General features: G+C 64.2%; 18 protein-coding genes and 1 riboswitch. Of the genes, 4 read left to right on the top strand and 14 right to left on the bottom strand.

Features of this window, described 5'->3' with window-relative positions; all coding sequences use genetic code 11:
* Positions 1-28: 28 nt before the first annotated feature.
* Positions 29-724: a GNAT family N-acetyltransferase gene (locus AC5WEY_RS08610; RefSeq protein WP_495645473.1), complete on the bottom strand. Its 696-nt coding sequence runs from the start codon at positions 722-724 to the stop codon at positions 29-31.
* Positions 725-819: 95 nt separating this feature from the next.
* On the opposite strand from AC5WEY_RS08610, the gene map reads away from it, so the two are divergent.
* Complete coding sequence (map, locus tag AC5WEY_RS08605) at positions 820-1,587, top strand: type I methionyl aminopeptidase (protein ID WP_495645472.1); 768 nt, start codon at positions 820-822, stop codon at positions 1,585-1,587.
* Here map and AC5WEY_RS08600 read toward each other — a convergent pair whose 3' ends face one another.
* Positions 1,588-2,001, bottom strand: a complete 414-nt coding sequence (locus AC5WEY_RS08600) for a GNAT family N-acetyltransferase (protein WP_495645561.1) — start codon at positions 1,999-2,001, stop codon at positions 1,588-1,590. It abuts the gene before it with no gap.
* A gap of 155 nt (positions 2,002-2,156) precedes the next feature.
* Complete coding sequence (locus tag AC5WEY_RS08595; RefSeq protein ID WP_495645471.1) at positions 2,157-2,681, bottom strand: permease; 525 nt, start codon at positions 2,679-2,681, stop codon at positions 2,157-2,159.
* 96 nt (positions 2,682-2,777) lie between these two features.
* Here AC5WEY_RS08595 and AC5WEY_RS08590 point away from each other — a divergent pair, with 96 nt between their 5' ends.
* Positions 2,778-3,743, top strand: coding sequence for a prenyltransferase/squalene oxidase repeat-containing protein (locus AC5WEY_RS08590; RefSeq protein WP_495645470.1), 966 nt, complete (start codon positions 2,778-2,780; stop codon positions 3,741-3,743).
* Between the two features lie 197 nt (positions 3,744-3,940).
* Here AC5WEY_RS08590 and AC5WEY_RS08585 read toward each other — a convergent pair whose 3' ends face one another.
* On the bottom strand, positions 3,941-4,363 hold the full coding sequence (locus AC5WEY_RS08585) for a nuclear transport factor 2 family protein (RefSeq protein WP_057476590.1): 423 nt from the start codon (positions 4,361-4,363) through the stop codon (positions 3,941-3,943).
* 60 nt (positions 4,364-4,423) lie between these two features.
* Positions 4,424-4,996: a TetR/AcrR family transcriptional regulator gene (locus tag AC5WEY_RS08580; RefSeq protein ID WP_495645469.1), complete on the bottom strand. Its 573-nt coding sequence runs from the start codon at positions 4,994-4,996 to the stop codon at positions 4,424-4,426.
* Positions 4,997-5,102: 106 nt separating this feature from the next.
* Here AC5WEY_RS08580 and AC5WEY_RS08575 point away from each other — a divergent pair, with 106 nt between their 5' ends.
* Positions 5,103-6,122: an aldo/keto reductase gene (locus tag AC5WEY_RS08575; protein WP_495645468.1), complete on the top strand. Its 1,020-nt coding sequence runs from the start codon at positions 5,103-5,105 to the stop codon at positions 6,120-6,122.
* Between the two features lie 19 nt (positions 6,123-6,141).
* A complete protein-coding gene (locus AC5WEY_RS08570; RefSeq protein ID WP_495645467.1) occupies positions 6,142-6,813 on the top strand; it encodes an LLM class flavin-dependent oxidoreductase in 672 nt (223 codons plus the stop codon).
* Between the two features lie 50 nt (positions 6,814-6,863).
* Here AC5WEY_RS08570 and AC5WEY_RS08565 read toward each other — a convergent pair whose 3' ends face one another.
* The 9 genes from AC5WEY_RS08565 to AC5WEY_RS08525 are packed head-to-tail and all read right to left on the bottom strand — an operon-like array spanning position 6,864 to position 17,187.
* Positions 6,864-7,799 carry an NADP-dependent oxidoreductase gene (locus AC5WEY_RS08565; protein WP_495645466.1) on the bottom strand — a complete coding sequence of 312 codons (936 nt, stop codon included), beginning with the start codon at positions 7,797-7,799 and terminating at the stop codon, positions 6,864-6,866.
* A 37-nt stretch (positions 7,800-7,836) separates the two neighbouring features.
* Positions 7,837-8,961 carry an LLM class flavin-dependent oxidoreductase gene (locus AC5WEY_RS08560; RefSeq protein WP_495645465.1) on the bottom strand — a complete coding sequence of 375 codons (1,125 nt, stop codon included), beginning with the start codon at positions 8,959-8,961 and terminating at the stop codon, positions 7,837-7,839.
* Entirely contained in the window at positions 8,958-9,698 is a 741-nt protein-coding gene (locus tag AC5WEY_RS08555; protein WP_495645464.1) for a DUF1684 domain-containing protein, read from the bottom strand. The genes AC5WEY_RS08560 and AC5WEY_RS08555 overlap by 4 nt, the downstream gene beginning before the upstream one ends.
* Positions 9,695-11,050 (bottom strand): NtaA/DmoA family FMN-dependent monooxygenase, encoded by a 1,356-nt coding sequence (locus tag AC5WEY_RS08550; protein WP_495645463.1) that lies wholly within the window; start codon positions 11,048-11,050, stop codon positions 9,695-9,697. The genes AC5WEY_RS08555 and AC5WEY_RS08550 overlap by 4 nt, the downstream gene beginning before the upstream one ends.
* Positions 11,047-12,123 (bottom strand): LLM class flavin-dependent oxidoreductase, encoded by a 1,077-nt coding sequence (locus AC5WEY_RS08545; RefSeq protein ID WP_495645462.1) that lies wholly within the window; start codon positions 12,121-12,123, stop codon positions 11,047-11,049. Before AC5WEY_RS08545 ends, AC5WEY_RS08550 begins: the two co-directional genes overlap by 4 nt.
* Positions 12,116-13,714, bottom strand: coding sequence for a dipeptide ABC transporter ATP-binding protein (locus tag AC5WEY_RS08540; RefSeq protein WP_495645461.1), 1,599 nt, complete (start codon positions 13,712-13,714; stop codon positions 12,116-12,118). Before AC5WEY_RS08540 ends, AC5WEY_RS08545 begins: the two co-directional genes overlap by 8 nt.
* The gene (locus AC5WEY_RS08535) at positions 13,711-14,604 is read right to left on the bottom strand and encodes an ABC transporter permease (RefSeq protein WP_495645460.1); all 894 of its coding nucleotides are present in this window, start codon (positions 14,602-14,604) and stop codon (positions 13,711-13,713) included. Before AC5WEY_RS08535 ends, AC5WEY_RS08540 begins: the two co-directional genes overlap by 4 nt.
* Positions 14,597-15,577: an ABC transporter permease gene (locus AC5WEY_RS08530; protein ID WP_495645459.1), complete on the bottom strand. Its 981-nt coding sequence runs from the start codon at positions 15,575-15,577 to the stop codon at positions 14,597-14,599. The genes AC5WEY_RS08535 and AC5WEY_RS08530 overlap by 8 nt, the downstream gene beginning before the upstream one ends.
* Positions 15,574-17,187: an ABC transporter substrate-binding protein gene (locus tag AC5WEY_RS08525; protein ID WP_495645458.1), complete on the bottom strand. Its 1,614-nt coding sequence runs from the start codon at positions 17,185-17,187 to the stop codon at positions 15,574-15,576. Before AC5WEY_RS08525 ends, AC5WEY_RS08530 begins: the two co-directional genes overlap by 4 nt.
* A 220-nt stretch (positions 17,188-17,407) precedes the next feature.
* Positions 17,408-17,501, bottom strand: a riboswitch (SAM riboswitch).
* Positions 17,502-17,530: the final 29 nt, after the last annotated feature.

Below are 17,530 nucleotides of genomic sequence, written 5' to 3'. Positions count from 1 at the left end.
GCGACGAAGAGATACCGCCGTTCTGACGTCAGGCGTCGGGCGCACGTTCCGGAGTTCTCACCAACGTCAACTGCGATGTCCGACGCAACTCGAATCCGATAGCGAGGTAAAGGTCGATCGCGCGCACGTTCGCCGCCGACGCATGCAGAAACGGCTCCTCGCCGCGGGCGCGGATTCCGTGACCGACCGCGCGCACCAGGTCCGTGGCCAGGCCCTGCCCTCGGAACGCCGGGTCGGTGCATACCGCGCTGATTTCCGTCCACCCCGGCGGGTGCATGCGCTCACCGGCCATCGCGATCAGCGCGCCATCGCGTCGGACTCCGAGGTACGTGCCGAGCTCGATCGTCCGAGGCAGGAACGGTCCGGGCTCGGTGCGGCGAACCAAGTCGAGCATCTCCGGGACGTCTGCTGCCGTGAGCTCGACGGCCTCGGAGAAAGGCCGCGTCTCGAGGTGCGTGCCGATGAGTTGCACCAGACCGAACACCTCCACCCGCGACCAACCCTCGGGCAGTACGCGCTCCGGACCGTCCAGCCCCACCACAGTCCGCGGGCCGAACAGGGCCTCGATGTCATCCCAGTCCTGCCGGTCGAGCACGTCGGGGTGCGCGAGAAACGGAGACACCTCAGGATCCGCCCGCACGATCCTCCCGCGGCGGACCGCACAGCGCGAGAGCGGACCGTCGAGGGAATTGCGGACGGGGTCGTCGAGGGGATGAGCAGACACAGCAAATAGAGTCGCACGAACGGTCGACGCACCGTCACGCCTGACACCAATACTTATACCGGTATAGTTATTCGTCACACGACGAAAGGCAACGCATGATCGAGATCCTTCCCCCCAGCAAAATCCCACTCGCTCGCAAATCCGGCGCTCTGGTCGCCGAGATTCTCGAGACAGTCCGCGAGCGTGCCACGGTCGGCACCAACCTGCTCGAGATCGACGAGTGGACCAAAGACATCATCCTCGGGGCCGGGGCAACGTCTTGCTATGTCGACTACGCGCCATCCTTCGGTCGCGGCCCGTTCGGCCACTACATCTGCACCTCCGTCAACGATGCTGTGCTGCATGGCCTTCCGCATGACTACGCGTTGACCGACGGCGATCTGCTCACTCTCGATCTCGCTGTGGTCCTCGGCGGCGTGGCCGCGGACTCTGCCATCAGCTTCGTAGTCGGCGAGCCCCGAAAAGAAGACACCGCAATGATCGACGCCACCGAACGGGCTCTGGCCGCGGGGATCGCGGCGGCGCGTCCGGGGAACAAGATCGGCGACATCTCGCATGCCATCGGCACGGTGCTCAGCGAAGCGGGCTACCCGATCAACATGCAGTTCGGCGGCCACGGAATCGGATCCACGATGCATCAGGACCCCCACGTGTCCAACAACGGGCGGCCGGGCCGCGGCTACGGCCTTCGCCCCGGCCTGATGCTGGCACTCGAGCCCTGGATCATGGAAGACACCGACGAGCTCGTCACCGACGACGACGGATGGACTCTGCGCAGCACGACGGGATGTCGCACCGCGCACAGCGAGCACACGGTGGTCATCACCGACGACGGTGCCGAGATCATGACCTTGCGAGCCTGACTACAGAAGCTTCTCGAAGGTGTTCGAGAACGGCAGGACCTCGTAGGGCGGAAACACCGGGATTCGGGTGTAACCACTCTTCTCGTACAGCCGAACGGCGTCGGGCTGCCTGTCGCCGGTCTGCAGTATCAGTCGCGCCAGGCCCTGTTCACGAGCGGCATTTTCCGACGCCTCCAGCAGGGCAGCCGATACTCCCGTGCCGCGATGGTCAGGATGCACGAACATGCGCTTGAGCTCGAGATCGGGCCCGTTCCACCGCAGCGCTGCATGTCCGACGGCATGTTCAACTTCGTCCGAGTCGCGGCGGTACACGACGAACGTCCGGTGCACAGTGCTCTCGTCGACGGCGTTGGCCTGGGTCTTCGACATCAGAGCGGCCCGGTCTGCGTAGCGGGGACCCACCTCGGCGGCCATCGCCGCGCGGAGAGCTTCGGCGTCGGGATGATCCCAGTCGACGGCACGGGTGAACAGGACGGCGCGGGGTCGGCATACATCGGTCACGCCCGATCGCAACACGTCGACGGTCGCCGGTCAACTGTTCCGATCACGGTGACCGCAGCGCCTGACCGTTACTGCGACAGAGCAACAGTTCTGCGGCGACGGTTTCGCCGAACCACCACGAACACGATCAGAGCCACCAGAACCACGGCGATCACGGCACCGAGTGCTGTCGCTCCGCGGAATCCCGGCGCACTGGTGTCGAGTGTGCGTTCACCTGCGTGGGCCGCGTTGCTGGTGCCTAGGACGATCGTGAGCGTCAACAGGTTCGGGATGGCGGTCACGACAGCCAGGATCACCGATCCGATGGCCAACGGCTTCCCCGCTCGACCCTTGCGGACCGACCAGGCGCTCCAGAAGAACATCAGCGGCGCGAACGTGCAAACGATGCCGAACAACAGGCCCCACAGGATGCCCTTGGTGAACGTACGTTCGGCCAGTTCTTCGACCCGAAGACTCCACCAGCGCGGCAGAAACGCCGCCAGAACGAAGTACGCAATCAACAACAGCACGATGCCGACTACGACGAGAATGCCCCGCCTCTTCCAGTTCGCCGAGCTGGTCGACGGTGCGGGCGTGGTCGGATCGGCAGTCATGAGGACATCGTAGATCGTGCGTGGCCGTACCCCACTCGAGTCGAGACCCGATTGTTAGCTCTCTCAGCAGGGACGAACAGCGTTAGGCTTCGCGTCGTGGTCGCCGATTCACTGCGTAACTGGCTCACCGACTCCCAACCAGCGCTGCGCTGGCAGGTCGAGCGCGACCTCATGGACGAACCCTCCGAAATTTGGGAAGCAACTCGCGAACGAGTTGCAATCGAAGGTTTCGGCGCGCAACTCGTCGCCCTCCAGGAATCGGACGGTCAATGGGCGGGTGGTGCCTTCTTTCCCGCGAACTTCGATGGTTCCGAGGCTCCGGGACAACCCTGGACCGCCACCACCTGGTCGCTGAACTCGCTGCGCGAGTGGGGTCTCGACCCCGCGGTCCTGCGAGCGCGCCGCACGGTCGAGCTGCTCGACGAGAACAGTCGGTGGGAGTACGACAATCTGCCGTACTGGGGCGGCGAAGTGGACTGCTGCATCAACGCGTGGACGGTCGCCAACGGGGCGTGGCTGGGTGCAGACGTCGAGGGCATCGTCGAGTGGTTTCTCGAACATCAACTGCTGGACGGTGGATGGAATTGCGAGTGGGTCCAGGGATCCACCCGTTCCTCGTTTCACTCGACCCTGAATTCGTTGAAAGGGTTGCTGGAGTACGACATAGCCATCGGTGCCACGGAAAGAACTCGAGCGGCAAGGCACACCGGTGAAGAATATTTACTGAGGCGAAAACTTTTGTACACGCTCTCGACGGGCAACCGCGTCGGACCATGGGTGGAGCAGTTCTCCTACCCATTCCGTTGGATGTACAGCGCCCTCAACGCTGCCGACTACTTTCGGCAAGCCTCCCTGCTCGATGGGACACCGCCGGATCCGCGGCTGGACGAGGCCATCGAAGTCATCGGATCCGCCCGCCAGAGCGATGGAACGTGGTTGCAGGGTCGACCTCTGCCAGGGCAGGTCTGGTTCGAGATCGACGTACCGGAGGGCGAACGCTCGAAATGGCTGACGCTGATCGGAACCAGGGTCTTGACGTGGCGGGATTCCTACTACGGATAGTCCACGCACACGTCACATTGACGTGATCAGCCGCGGATACCGAAGTCCACGGCAGCGTGGGTGCATGCAGGCTGCGATCCGAGGAGATCGATGATCGCCGCCAGTCGAGCTTTGAGCCTGGTCATGAACCTGACGCTAGGCCCGAAGCCCAGGTGATGCACCCGTTGCGATCACGCTGATTCGAAGGCCGGGCGCGGCTACCGATCCTGTTCCGTCGACCTCCAGGACGATCCGGTCTCTCGCTCGAAAGCTGGTCGCACGTCGACGGTGTCGTACACGATCGACAGCGATGCGATGCGGCCGTTGTCGTCGAGTTCGGCGACATCGACGACGTCGAACGGGGCAGCCACCCCGGAGGGCAGCCGCCAGTCGAAATGGAACCAGAAGGTGACGAGCCGCCTTCCCTCCGAGGTGCGTCCCTCGGCCACGCCCTTCGACGTCAGCTCGGCACCTGCAGTATCGATGAACAACGCACGATAGAAGTCCGGTGCGGGCGTCGGACCGTACAACGGCGAATGCACGACGGCACCGGGTGCGAACAGACTCAGAATCGCTTGGAGATCAGCGCGATGCAGCGCGTCGAGGTAATGCGCCACCAGGTCGTCAGCGGTCGAGTTCATGCGACCACGCTATCCGATCGAAGCGAAAGTAGCTGTCCATCAGGCGGTCTCGTCAGGCTCTCAGGTGATGCGCAGTCCTGCAACCAGTACCCGCGCCATTTTTCGCGGGTCGTAGCGGGGGTCCGCTGCACCGATGCACAGGTTGCCGACCGCGCGCATCAGCTCCAGTGCGCTCTGCCCCGGTGCAATCTCCCCCGAGTCCGCAGCGGCGTCGAGCAACGACTCGCACACAGGAACCAATCGATCCAGGAAGTAGCTGTGCAAAGTTTCGAATCCGGCGCTGTCCGACTGCATTGCCTCGGCCAGACCATGTTTGGTGACCAGGAAGTCGACAAACCGGTCGATCCAGAGCGTCAACGCGGCGTGCGGTGACTCGCGGCCCGCGAGAAGCTCCTGACCCGCGACGACACACGCCTCCACCTGATGCCGAAAGACAGCAACGACGAGATCCCCGCGTGTGGGGAAGTGCCGATAGATGGTTCCCACGCCGACGCCGGCCCGCCGTGCAATCTCGCGCACCGGTACCTCTACTCCCGAGTCGACGAACGCAGACGCAGCCGCGTCGAGCAAGGTCGCTTCGTTGCGCCGCGCATCCGCCCGTTTTCTTGGCTGCTCGGCTTCGGCCACGGTCACTGCCCCTCCCGGTCTCGACAAACGGAACAGTGTTCCGTATGTTGGGTTACGGAACGTTGTTCCGCTTACTCACACCGTAGCCCACACTGGGCACAAGGAGATCAACATGCAGTACCGCACATTAGGACGAACCGGCGTCCAGGTCAGCACGCTCTCACTCGGCGCGATGAACTTCGGAGCCATCGGGCGCACTACGCAGGGCGAGGCCACCGCCATCGTCGATGCCGCACTCGAGGGCGGCATCAACCTCATCGACACCGCGGACATGTACAGCCAGGGGCAGTCCGAGGAGATGGTCGGCAAGGCGATCGCAGGTCGCCGCGAGAACGTCGTGCTGGCCACCAAAGTGTTCAACCCGATGGGCGACGAACGGAATCACCAGGGCAGTTCGCGACGCTGGATCACCACCGAACTCGAGAACAGCCTGCGCCGACTCGACACCGATCACGTCGACCTCTACCAGATGCACCGCTGGGATCCCACAACGAGCGACGAGGAAACCCTCGCCGCGCTGACGGATCTGCAGCGAGCCGGGAAGATTCGCTACTTCGGCTCCTCCACCTATCCGGCCTACCGAATCGTGCAGGCGCAGTGGGCAGCCCGGGAACACCACCTCGCACGGTTCGTCACCGAGCAGCCGCAGTACTCGATCCTGCAGCGCAGCATCGAATCCCACGTTCTTCCGGTCACGCAAGAGTACGGAATGGGAGTACTCGTGTGGAGCCCACTGGCCGGCGGTTTCCTCACCGGAGCCATCCGGGCAGGGCGAGCGGCCACCACCAACCGTGCGGTGATGATGCCCGAGCGTTTCGGCACGGACACCCCCACCGGACAGGCCAAACTCGATGCTGTGGAGAAGCTGGTCGCTGTCGCCGACGAGGCCGGCCTCACGTTGATCCAACTCGCACTCGGTTTCGTGACAGCGCATCCGGGCGTCACCAGCGCCATCGTCGGGCCCCGTACTGTCGACCACCTACACTCGCAGCTCGCTGCCGCCGACACCGTCTTGCCAGCCGACATCCTGGACAGGATCGACGAGATCGTCGCGCCCGGTGTCGATCTCGCTCCCGGTGACAAATTCGACACCCCACCCGCACTGCTCGACGCGTCCCTGCGGAGACGCTGACATGGCGAGTTTCGGTCTCATGACCCCTCCACAGAACGTCCCCTACGCCGACCTGCTCCGGGTGTGGCGCGAGGCAGACAGCATGCCCGAGATCGAGCACGCGTGGCTGTTCGATCACCTCATGCCCATCGGCGGAGATCTCGACGGCCCGATCTTCGAGGGTTGGACCACGCTGGCTGCCCTGGCCGCTCGGACCGAGCGGTTACGACTGGGAATCATGGTCACCAGCAATCGCATTCGCCCGCCGGCGATCCTCGCGAAGATCGCCGCCACGGTCGACGCGGTCTCGCACGGTCGGCTGGACTTCGGTATCGGTGCCGGGTCTCGGCCGAGTGTGCCGATGGCGCGACGGGAGTACGACGGCAACGGTCTTCCGTACAGTGACGCCGCGGATGCCGTTGCGAGACTGGGTGAATCGCTCACCGTGATTCGCAGACTGTGGACCGAGGACGAACCCTTCGACTTCCACGGTACCCACGTCGACGCAGTGAGCCGAGCGAGACTGCTCGACCGGTTCTGTGCGGAGATCGGGCGCGATCCAGCGACGATCACGCGATCGGTCGCTCTCGGAGTGTCGTTCGAGGAACCCGAGAAGACGAGAAACGACATCGGCGACGCCATCGCCGCAGGATTCGATCACATCGTCCTCATCCTCCAGGCCCCTACCCCGCCGGCATTGCGCACCGAGTGACCGAGGAGTTCATCGGTCGCTCATAGGAACCTGTGCGCCGAGCTTTGTCCTCAGGGAATCAGGACGAACTTTCCGCGCGGGTGCGTCGACTGCAACTCAGCATGCGCCTTCGCGGCGTCGTCGAGTGGAAAGGTCTTGGCAACCGTCACCTCGAACACCCCTGCACCTGCCTGCTCCAACAGCACCGGGGACGCCAGACGTCGACGCTCCATGCTCGCCGGCCCACCAACGGTGAGGAAACCGTCCGCCGACGCCCGCCCGAAAGCTGCCGTGCTGACCAATCTAGATCTGTTCGTGAGTAATTCGAGAGACACGTCGATGGCCTCGTCGGTGCCCACCGTGTCGATTGCCGCATCGATACCGTTCGGTGCGGCTGCTCGAACACGCTCGAGCAAGCCCTCGCCGTATTCGACGGGCTCGGCCCCGAATGCACGCAGTGCATCGTGGTTCTGTCGGCGCGCAGTCCCGATGACGGTGGCACCGCGCTCGAGGGCAAGCTGAGCCACGACGGACCCGACACCGCCTGCTGCTCCGTGCACGAGGACAGTGTCTCCGCTCTTGATAGCGACCGATTCCATTGCGTCGTAGGCGGTTCCAGCCACAGCGAGTACACCCGCAGCAATGTTCCAGTCCAAGGCGTCCGGCTTCGGAAACACAAATCGTGCGGGAACCAGAATCCGCTCGGCGTATGTACCGTTGTGGCCGGACACGACCACCTCGTCGCCCACTGCGATAGGCCCGCTCGGGCCCTCGACGGGTCCGCCGACCGCAACCACGATCCCCGATGCCTCGCTACCCAACGCAATCGGGAGTTTGGATTCGTCGGTGCCGAACGCGCCGCTGTAGCTCTTGTAGTCGAAGGGGTTGACGCCTATTGCCTTCACCTCGACCAGAACTTCACCTTCGGACGGCTCGGGCAACTCTCGGTCGACGATCTCGATGACGTCGGGACCGCCGTAGGACGCCGCAACTGCAACTCGTGTCATGCGCCGTACAACGGTCGCCACGGCGCATATGTTCCGCTCAGATCCGGAGGCGCGGTAGTCCCCATTCTTTACCGAGTAGTTCGTACGAGCGCAGCCGGTCTGCATGTCCATGTGCGACCGAGGTGATCACCAGTTCGTCCGCGCCGGTTGCGTCCTGCAGCGCCTCCAACTTGTCCGACGCCGTTGCCGCAGACCCGACGACCTGAGTGTCCACCCGATCGGCGACGAGCTGGTACTCCTCGCCGGTCAGGGGTGCCACAGCTTTCGGATCGGGATACTCGACTGCACCTCGGCCGCTCCGAATGCTGTGCACCCACTGCGGAAATGACGCCGCCAATTCTGCCGCCACTGAATCCTCTGCTGCTACAACCACATCGGCCGACACCGCAACGTATGGCTCGGACAGCCGATCCGACGGCACAAAGGCACGGCGATACTCGTCGATCGCCCCGAGAGTCGTCCCCGGGCTGAAGTGGTAGCTCGCTGCGAACGGCAGACCGCGGGCCCCGGCCTCACGGGCAGTCGGCCCAGCGCTGCTGCCGAACAGCCACAGCGCCACGTCGGCCCCGACACCCGGCCGTGCCGTCAGCGACACCCCGTCCCGCTCGTAGGTACCGGCAAGCAATGCAGTGAGGTCGTCGAGCTGCTCGTGGAAGTCCGGAGCCTCAGCGTGTGGTTGCTGCAACGAAGCCAACGACGCAGCCAACATCGGGGTCTTGCGCGGGGCGGCCGCGGCGGGTGCTACCGGGAACAGCTCCGAGGACCCTGATGACACCGCACGCTCGGGCGCAGCCTGCTCGGCATCGGCCAGGGCTGCTGCCTTGCGCTGACCGGACCTACCGACACCCAGATCGATGCGTCCCGGATACAGAGCGTCGACTGTCCCGAAGGATTCGACGACGGCAGCAGCCGTCGTGAATCCGAGCTGGACCGCGGCGGATCCAACACGAATCCGGTTGGTAGCAGCGGCAATCAGACCGATCAACACTGCGGGTGAAGAGCTGGCTGCCGCCACGAAGTGGTGCTCGGCCACCCAGTATCGCTCGTAACCCCACTCCTCGGTCTGCCGTGCAAGGTCCAGGGTGTTACGAAGCGCTTGCTGAGCGGTCGACCCCTCGCTGATCGGGGACAGATCGAGAACGGACAACGGAACTCGCGTCATCTCGGGTTCTTCTCCCCTGCCTCGACAGCGACAGTCAGCCTGTTCTCGGTAGGCGCGACGGGGCACGTCGCGTAGTCGGTGAACGCACACGGAAGGTTGGATGCCCGGTTGAAATCGAGGACGACGATGTCATCTTCCGGAGCGGGTACTGCCAGAATCCGGGCCGCCGGATACGTGGTGACACCACTGGTCTTGTCGGTGAACAGCACCTTCAGATCACTGCCCGCACCGCCGAAAGCGAGCAACTGCTGTGTGGTGCCCGCCAATTCGAAGTCGAGAGTGCCCACGGCCGTGTGGTGGTGTTCGAGTCCTTCCACCACCGCTCCGGTCGTGATGGTGATCGGCGAGTCGTACGGGGTGAACCTACCGGTGGCAACGAAGTGCTCGTTCGGCTCGTAGGCCGGGATACCGGTATAGGACTGCAGGGTCTGTGCTTTCGGGTCGTGTACGCGCAGCGCGACCGAACCGGTCCGACGGATCACTTCGATACGCCGATCGCCGTCCTCGACGAGGATGCCCGGTGCACCCTCCACCGGATTCAGCGTCGTCACCCCGTCGAATCCCTCGACGGTCACCGAATCGACATCGGCTTTCCACCGGCCGGGCAGGTCCGCGACGGTCTCGAATTCATCCGTCAACCAATACAAGCCGGTCAACGACACCCAGCCCAGCGGGTCACCGTAGGACGTCTCACGGTCGGCATGCCATTGCTTCCAGTCCTGCTCGAAATCACTCATGATGCTCGCACTCCTTCACGCTGTTCGTACGGATGCCGCAGACCGAGGTGGTCGCGCAGGGTGGTTCCGGCGTACTCGGTGCGGAAGCTACCGCGGTCCTGAAGTTCCGGAATTACCTTGTCGACGAATTCATCGAGCCCGGCCGGGGTGATATGCGGGACGAGAATGAAGCCGTCGCTCGCGTTGTTCTGTACGTAGCTGTCGATCTCATCCGCCACCTGCGCAGGCGTTCCGACGAACTGCTGCCGCGTCGTCATCGCGATGATCAGTTCACGGATGCTCAGGTTGTCTGCTTCGGCGCGCTCGCGGTACTGCTGGGCGATGGTTCTGGGGTCGCCATGTCGCGCGCGGCCGCGGGTGATGGACACGTCCCCGCTGGGTTCGATATCGGGCAACGGACCGTCCGGGTCGTATGCGGAGAGGTCCTGTCCCCACACCTGTTCGAGGAACGAAATTGCCGTCTTACCGCTGACCTGCTGATGCCGGATGTGGTCCGCCTTCTCGACCGCGTCCTGAGCAGAGTCTCCGAGCACGAAGGTCGCTGCGGGCAGCACCTTCAGGTCGTCGTGCTCGCGGCCGTACTTGGCGAGCCGACCCTTGACGTCGGAGTAGAACTTCTGTCCGTCCTCGAGCGTGCCGTGGATGGTGAAGATCGCATCGGCCTTCGCTGCTCCGAACTCTCGGCCCTCGTCGGAGTCGCCCGCCTGCAACAGAACCGGATGCCCCTGCGGACTGCGCGGCAGTGTGAAGCGGCCCTCGACCTCGAACTGCGGCCCGGTATGCCTCACGGTGCGGATCTCGGACTCGCGACCGAAGATTCCCCGCTCCCGATCGACGACGAACGCGTCGGTCTGCCAGGAGTCCCAGAGCTTTCGAGCGACATCGATGATCTCGTTGGCTCGCACGTAGCGGTCGGCACGATCCAAATAGCCGCCCCGCCGGAAGTTCTCGCCGGTGAACGCATCCGAGGACGTCACCATGTTCCATGCCGCCCTGCCGTCGGACAGGTGGTCCAGCGACGAGAATTGTTTGGCGAGCTCGAACGGTTCGTTGAAGGTGGTGTTGATCGTGCCGGCCAGTCCCAGCTTGGTCGTCACCGACGCAAGCGCGTTCAGGACGGTGAGCGTGTCCGGTCGACCGACCACGTCGAGATCGTGGATATTGTTGCGGTGCTCTCGCAGTCGCAGTCCTTCGGCGAGGAAGAAGAAATCGAACAGACCGCGCTCGGCCGATTCGGCGAGGTGCACGAACGAGTCGAACTCGATCTGGCTCTTCGATTCCGGATCGGCCCAGACGGTGGTGTTGTTTACGCCGGGAAAATGAGCACCCAGATGTATCTGCTTCTTCGTCACAGGCTCTTTCCTTCGAGTGCATAGCGATTGACGGGACGCGTCAGACCGAGACGCTCACGCAGAGTCGATCCGATGCGAGTGTCGGTGGCCGGTAGCGCTGACAGTCCCGACGGCAACGCGAGCGGTACCAGAGTCACACCGTCGAGCCCGGCCGCTTCGACGGATCCGAGTAGGAGATGCAAGCCGGCGAGGTCGCCGACATGCGACACGGTCTCAGCCGCTCTGACGTGCCCCGCCCAGTTGTCGAGCTGAGCGAGTTCCTCAGCGGCAGAATCGGATACCAAGGTCTCCAGGTCCAGCAGAACGAACACGTCGGCCGGGTCGCGGCCTTCGGCAACGACGGCCCGTCGAATGCGGGCGGCGGTCGTTGCCGCGTCCTCGATAGTGTCGGCGGCGATACGGACAATGTCGGCGCGCGCAGCGGCTACCGCCGCAGACTCGTCGGACTCGGCGCGAATCACGACGAGCGGCTGACCCTGCGGAGACCTCGGAGTGATCGACGGGCCCTTGACCGAGAAGTTCTCGCCCTCGAAGTCGATGTAGTGCAGCTTGTCTCGGTCGATGAACCGTCCCGACTCGACGTCGCGGATCTCCGCGTCGTCTTCCCAGCTGTCCCACAGCCTGGTGACGACCTCGATCGCCTCGTCCGCCTCACGCCACAGGCTGCCGTTGTCCTGCTCCGCTTTCCGACCGAACAGCGCTGCCTGCTCGGCACCCGGACTCACTTCGACCTGCCAACCGGCCCGGCCGTGAGAAGCGAAATCGAGACTCGCGATCTGCTTCGAGATGTGGAACGGCTCGGTGTGCGTGACGGTGCTCGTGGGCACCAGCCCGATTTGCTCGGTGAGGGCGGCTGCCCGTGCCGCGACGGCTGCGGCCTCGAGCGTCCGGCTGGCGAACGAATCGCCCAGAAACGCGAGATCGATACCCGCTCGGTCTGCAGTCTGGAGCTGGTCGATCCAGAACCCTGCTGTGAACAGGTCTTCGGCGCGAGAATCAGGCCGACGCCAGGCCTGCGGATGGGCGCCGGTGCCTCTCAGGTCTATCGCGGTCAGGAACAGCTTGTCAGACACTGGTGCTCGCTTTCTCGTGCGCGCTTCCGGGAATGGCCCCAAGTAGCTCGCGGGTGTAGTCCTGCTGTGGATTGCCGAACAGTGCTGCGGTGTCTCCGTATTCCACGATGACGCCTGATTGCATGACGGCCACGGTGTCGCTGATCTGACGGACGACGGCCAGATCGTGCGAGATGAACAGGTAGCTCAGACCCAGCTCCGACTGCAGGTCGTCGAGCAGCGTCAGGATCTGTGCTTGCACCGACACGTCGAGGGCCGAGACCGGCTCGTCGAGCACCACCAGTTCCGGTGCCAGCGCCAGTGCTCGGGCAATCGCGACGCGCTGGCGCTGCCCACCCGACAGCTCGGCAGGCCGACGGGCCAGGTAGTCGCTGGTGAGTGCCACCTGATCGAGCAGCGTTCGGGCACGCTCGGAGCGCTCGCGGGAGGAGCCGACCTTGAACGCGTCCAAAGGTTCTCGCACGATCTCGCCGACGCGTAGCTTCGGGTTCAGTGACGCGTACGGGTTCTGATAGACGATCTGAACACGCCGCCGCAGTTCACGCTTCGCCTTGCCACGCAGACCGGTGATGTCCACACCGTCGAACGTGACCGATCCCGACGACGCGGTTTCCAGCCCGATCGCAATGCGCGCCAAAGTAGATTTGCCGGAACCGGATTCGCCGACGAGCGACACGGTGCGCCCACGTTCGACGGTCAACGTGGCTCCCTTGACCGCATCGAGGTGAACACCACGGCCGATGGTGAACCGCTTCGATACATCGCCGACCGTCAGGATTGGATCGGCTGCCGTGGTGCGCGCGGGTCGTACGGTCGTATTCAGCGACGGTGCCGCGGCCAACAGTTGACGTGTGTACGCGTGCGTCGGGTTCGCCAGCACCTCTGCGGTAGGCCCCGTTTCGACGATCTGTCCTGCGCTCATGACGATGAGGCGATCGGCTCGGTCCGCCGCCACGCCCAAGTCATGGGTGATCAGCAGAACCGCGGCACCGGTCTCGGCGATCCGGGCATCGAGATGGTCGAGGATGCGTCGCTGCACGGTGACGTCGAGGGCGCTGGTCGGCTCGTCGGCGATCACCAGTTCCGGGCGGCACGCGAGAGCGATTCCAATCAACACGCGCTGACGCTGCCCACCGGACAGGTCCTGCGGATATTGCCGCGCCCGCACTTCGGGGTTGTCCAGACCTGCTTCGGTGAGGATACGAATGGCCTCGACCTCCGCGGAGCGACGATCTGCGAGGCCGTGCACCCGCAGCACCTCCGCAACCTGGTCGCCGACGCGAACCACCGGGTTCAGGGAGGTGGTCGGATCCTGCGGGACGAGCCCGATATGACGGCCGCGCAACCGGTTCAACGTCTTGTCCGAGGCTGTGTCGAGCCGCTGCCCGTCGAACGTCACCGATCCGCCCACGATGCGGCCGGACCCCGAGAGCAGACCGATGAGGGCGTGGGCAGTCGTCGACTTTCCGGAGCCCGATTCACCGACCACGGCCACCACTTCACCGCGGTCGACGGTGAACCCGATGCCGGAGACGGCGGTCGTCTCACCGTAATTGACGTGCAGATTCTCTACTTCGAGAATGGGGCTCATTGTGATCGCCTCTCGAGTGCGTGCCCTAGGCGGTGCGCGGACACGACGACGGCCACGATCACCAATCCCGGCAGTGTGGTCATCCACCAGGCGGTGGCCAGGAAGTTGCGGCCCTCGGAAATCAGCGATCCCCACTCCGGTGTGGGCGGAGCAGCGCCGAAACCGAGGAAGCTCAACGCCGACACCGCAAGAACTGCCATACCGAATTCGACTGCAGCGAGTGCGATCACCGGTCCGTACGAATTTCTGAGGATGTGCCTGCGGAACACATCGAACCACCGCACACCCGAGGCGTAGGCCGCTTCGACATACAGTGATCTGCGCACCCGCAGCACCTCCGAGCGCATCACTCTGGCGAAATTGGCAATCAGCGTGACGCCGACGGCGATAGCGACGTTCACGGTGCCGAAGCCCAGAGCGGTCACCAGCGCCAACGACAGCAACAACGTTGGAATCGACAGCAAAACATCGACAATGCGCATCAGCACCGCATCGACTATTCCGCCGACGGCCCCCGAGACCAGACCGATGATCGAGCCGACCACCAGGGCGATACCGACTGCCAACAGCGTTGCCGTCAGAGACAGTCCGGAACCATGGACCACTCGGGTGAAGACGTCACGGCCGATGTTGTCGGTGCCGAACCAGTGCGACGCGCTGGGTGCCTGGAGCTTGTCCGCAGGTGTACCCACCAGCGGATCGCCGCTGGCGAAGACGGACGGGAACAGCGCGAACCCGAGAGCCAGCAACAGCACGACCACGGAGGCACCGAGCCAGATGTGCTTCAGCACGTCTCGCGGACCCCTGCGCCGCGCGGGTGCCGGTGCTTCTTCGACTACCGGGGGAACTGCCGAATGGACGGCGGTCTCGCGAATCAGGATGTCAGACATGAGCTTTCTCCGGTTCTGCACTGGCCTGCGCGGGCCGGTACTCACGCACGATGCGTGGATCGATCAGCGGATAGAGCAGGTCGACTGCGAGATTGACCAGGACGAAGACCAGCGAGGTCAGAACCACGATGCCCTGCACCACCGGAATATCCTGGGCCAGCACCGATGTCTGGGTCAGCCGTCCGACTCCGGCGCGCGAGAACACCGTCTCGACCACTACCGATCCGGCCAGCAGGGTGCCCACCAAGACCCCGGCAATCGTGAAGGCGGGGATCGAGGACAGACGCAGAACGTGTCGCGACTGCACCCGAAGGCGTGAGACCCCCTTGGCGCGAGCCACATCCACGAACGGCTGCTTCCACGTGGTGGTCATGCTGGTAGCCAGGACCTGCGCGATGACAGCACCGGTCGGCAACGCCAGTGTCACCGCAGGCAGCACCAACGACGCTACGCCGTCGTCACCGAACGCCGGGAACCAGCGCAGTCGGAACGAGAACAGTTGCAGCAGCAGTAGTCCTACCCAAAACGTCGGCACTGCCACCCCGAGCGGTGGGAGCGCAAGCAGCAGGTTCTTCAGCCATGGGATCTCGGTATACGTGGCGGCGTAGGCCACCGCGGCTCCGCACACGACGGCCAGCACCAGGGCCGTCCCCGCCAAGCCGAGCGTGCTGGGCACCGCGTCCAGGATGGCCGTCGTCACTGGCTGGCCGGTGGCGATGGACAATCCGAAGTCGCCCTGCACAGCCCCGACCAGTGAATGCCAATACTGCACCAGCACCGGCTGATCGAGACCGTAACGAGCCTGCAGTTCAGCGATGGCCGCAGCGTCGGCTGGGGTACCAGAGCCCGCCGAGTCCACGGCAAGACTGACCGGGTCCGACGGCAGCAGGAACAGCACGATGAACGAAATGGTGAACGCAGCCCACAGCACTGCCACTGCTTGCAGTACTCGCTGTCCGATGTAGCGGATCATGCGTTCAGCCAAGTGTCGAAGAACTGAAGGCGGGCCGAGGCCTCGAATTTCAGATCCTGCACTGTCGACGCCGCGCCGACGGCCTGGGAGAGTTCGATCGTGGGAATCCACAAGCCGTTGTCGAGCACCTGCTGCTGCGCGGTGGCGATTATCTCGTTGCGCGCCGCCACGTCGGTGGTCGAGAGCTGATCGGTCAACGTTGCATCCAGATCCGGGATCGGACCGCGGGCGTTCAGGTTTCGTCCGTCCACCGCAAACGAGGTACGCAGAATGTCGCCGTCGGCGCGAGTGCTGTTGTAGTACGTCGCGTCGTAGTCCTTTGTGCCTTGCCGCGCCGTCGCCTCCGAATTGGAGACCAGCTCGAGCTGCAGGTCGACACCCACTGCACGCAGTTGCTGTTGGGTCAGTTCCAGAATCGCCTGGTTGCCGGCGAACACCGCCGAGTACATGACCTTGAAACTCAGCTTCTGCCCGTCCTTTTCACGGATGCCGTCTCCACCGGGAACCCAGCCCGCGGCGTCGAGCAGCGACTTCGCCTTATCGGGGTCGTAGGTGACATCGGCGAGCTCGACGTAACCCGGCGTGGCGCTGGCCAACGTGCTTGTCGCTGTTCGGAAGTCGGGGCCGAGGACCGTATCGACGAGTTCCTGACGGTTGATCGCCGGCACCAAGGCCGTCCGGACGGCGGGGTCCTGTAGCGCACCGCGAGTGACGTTGGGCTGAATGCCGAACGGAACGCCCGGGTTGGATGCCGTCAGGATTCGGCCACCGGTCGCCTCGATCTGCGGCGCGTCCTGCGGTAGTGCGTCGCTGACGGCGTCGAGCTGATCGGAGGAAAGACTACCGGTACGCACACCCGACTCGGGCACGATCGTGAACTCGATACGGTCCAGGTACGCCTCGCCCTGGTGAGCGAATACCGCAGAGCCCCAGTTGTATCCGCTTCGCTTGGCCAAAGCGACGGAACGGTCCTGCTGATAGTCCGCATAGGTGAACGGTCCCGATCCGATATTGGTGCCCAAGCACCGAGACTCCGCCGACTGGGCCGACGTCGCGGTGGACTGAATCCCGAGCTGAGGCGTCGAACTCGCCTGCAGAAACTGCGCATTGGGTGCCGAGAAGTCGATGCGAACCGTGAGCGGATCGACGACCGTGGCACCTTGGTACCCGGTGAGGTAACTGGCGGCCAGCGGCGCCTTGGCGGCACCGAGGGTGCCGGTGATGGCGTCGAAATTGTCCTTGACGGCGGTGGCGTCGAGCGGAGTGCCGTCACTGAACGTCACGCCATCTTTCAGCTGGAAGGTGAAGGATTTCGCGTCGGGAGTCACTTCCCAACTTTCGGCCAACCACGGCTCGATCTCGCCGGTGTCAGAGTTCTGGTCGGTGAGCGAATCGACCACCTGGCGAGTCACGTAGATCGTTTGATTCGTACCCGCCTGCGCCGGATCGGAGCAGGTGGGAGCCCCGGACAGGCCGTAACGCAGCGTCCCTCCGGACTGCGGTGGTCCGGCGTCGGCGGCCGAGGTGGTGGCGCTACCTGCGCACCCGGCGAGCAATGTGGCGGTGGCGGCAACTACTCCGGCCACCAGAAGTACAGGGCGAGTGGACACGTGGGTGTCTCCGGTATCTGGTCGATCGCGCGCACGGTCCAGCGTCCGAGCTGGGTGTGCCCAGGAAGGAGTGCGCGCAGATGATGAAGTGAAACGTGAAGTACGAGCTGAGCCGAAATGTCAGCTGAGACAGGTCGACCCGTTCAGACGGCACAGATCGACATGAAGCCGACGACATCCGTCGACAAAGCCTGAGGCGACTCGGGTGTTCACGTGTATTCCTCCATCGGTCCCGGCGGTAGCACCCTCACCCGACGAGCGGGGGGTTGCTGCGACGTCATAGAGCCAGGTCTCTCGGTCGCTCTGGATGGTCCTTCGTATTCGATACTACGAGAGGGTAGGC

The sequence above is a fragment of the Rhodococcoides sp. S146-33 genome (assembly GCF_059489205.1).
This window is presented reverse-complemented; position numbering and strand designations above follow the sequence as displayed.

Coding starts and splice junctions, on each gene's coding strand:
- map (WP_495645472.1), top strand. CDS start 820: ATGATCGAGATCCTTCCCCCCAGCAAAATCCCACTCGCTCGCAAATCC.
- AC5WEY_RS08600 (WP_495645561.1), bottom strand. CDS start 2,001: ATGGCCGCCGAGGTGGGTCCCCGCTACGCAGACCGGGCCGCTCTGATG.
- AC5WEY_RS08595 (WP_495645471.1), bottom strand. CDS start 2,681: ATGACTGCCGATCCGACCACGCCCGCACCGTCGACCAGCTCGGCGAAC.
- AC5WEY_RS08585 (WP_057476590.1), bottom strand. CDS start 4,363: ATGAACTCGACCGCTGACGACCTGGTGGCGCATTACCTCGACGCGCTG.
- AC5WEY_RS08575 (WP_495645468.1), top strand. CDS start 5,103: ATGCAGTACCGCACATTAGGACGAACCGGCGTCCAGGTCAGCACGCTC.
- AC5WEY_RS08570 (WP_495645467.1), top strand. CDS start 6,142: ATGACCCCTCCACAGAACGTCCCCTACGCCGACCTGCTCCGGGTGTGG.
- AC5WEY_RS08565 (WP_495645466.1), bottom strand. CDS start 7,799: ATGACACGAGTTGCAGTTGCGGCGTCCTACGGCGGTCCCGACGTCATC.
- AC5WEY_RS08560 (WP_495645465.1), bottom strand. CDS start 8,961: ATGACGCGAGTTCCGTTGTCCGTTCTCGATCTGTCCCCGATCAGCGAG.
- AC5WEY_RS08555 (WP_495645464.1), bottom strand. CDS start 9,698: ATGAGTGATTTCGAGCAGGACTGGAAGCAATGGCATGCCGACCGTGAG.
- AC5WEY_RS08540 (WP_495645461.1), bottom strand. CDS start 13,714: ATGAGCCCCATTCTCGAAGTAGAGAATCTGCACGTCAATTACGGTGAG.
- AC5WEY_RS08535 (WP_495645460.1), bottom strand. CDS start 14,604: ATGTCTGACATCCTGATTCGCGAGACCGCCGTCCATTCGGCAGTTCCC.
- AC5WEY_RS08530 (WP_495645459.1), bottom strand. CDS start 15,577: ATGATCCGCTACATCGGACAGCGAGTACTGCAAGCAGTGGCAGTGCTG.